This window comes from [Mycobacterium] manitobense (assembly GCF_025821665.1).
In the GTDB taxonomy this organism is placed as follows: Bacteria; Actinomycetota; Actinomycetes; order Mycobacteriales; family Mycobacteriaceae; genus Mycobacterium; species Mycobacterium arseniciresistens.
This window is the reverse complement of record NZ_JACKSJ010000242.1, coordinates 1-513: the sequence shown is the minus strand read 5'-3', so window position 1 is coordinate 513 and position 513 is coordinate 1. Positions and strand designations below refer to the sequence as shown.

Genomic DNA, 513 nt, shown 5'->3' with positions numbered 1-513 from the left:
CGGCGGACGTCGGACGGTTGTTTCTCCGCGATATCGCCCACCTGCTGGACACCGCCGCAGTGCTGCTCGGCTGGCTGTGGCCGCTGTGGGATCGGCGACACCGCACCTTCGCGGACCTGTTGTTGCGCACCGAAGTGCACCGGGTTGGCGAGCCGGAACGCAGTCCGCGCCGACCGGTCGCGATCGGACTGCTGACCCTCGCCGTGGTATGCATCGCCGCGACCGCGTCGGGCTACCTGGTGGTGTACCGACACGACCGTGCCCTCGAGGAGGCGCGGACCCAGATCGCCGAGCAGGGCCCCCGCATCGTCGAGCAGGTGCTGAGCTATACCCCGGAGACCGCCGAGGATGACTTCGCCCGGGCACAGTCGCTGGCCAGCGAGGTCTATCGGCCCCAGCTGATCGCCCAACAGGAGGCGCTTCAGACGGCACCTCTGGCGTCCAACGAGTACTGGGCCGTCAACAGCGCCGTGCTGGAGGAGCCCGAGCTGACCTCGACCACCGCATCGATGT

At 68.8% G+C, this 513-nt stretch carries 1 pseudogene; it reads left to right on the top strand.

From position 1 onward, the window contains the following. Positions 1–17: 17 nt before the first annotated feature. Positions 18–513 (top strand): annotated as a pseudogene (locus H7I41_RS26790) (RDD family protein); the annotation flags it as partial.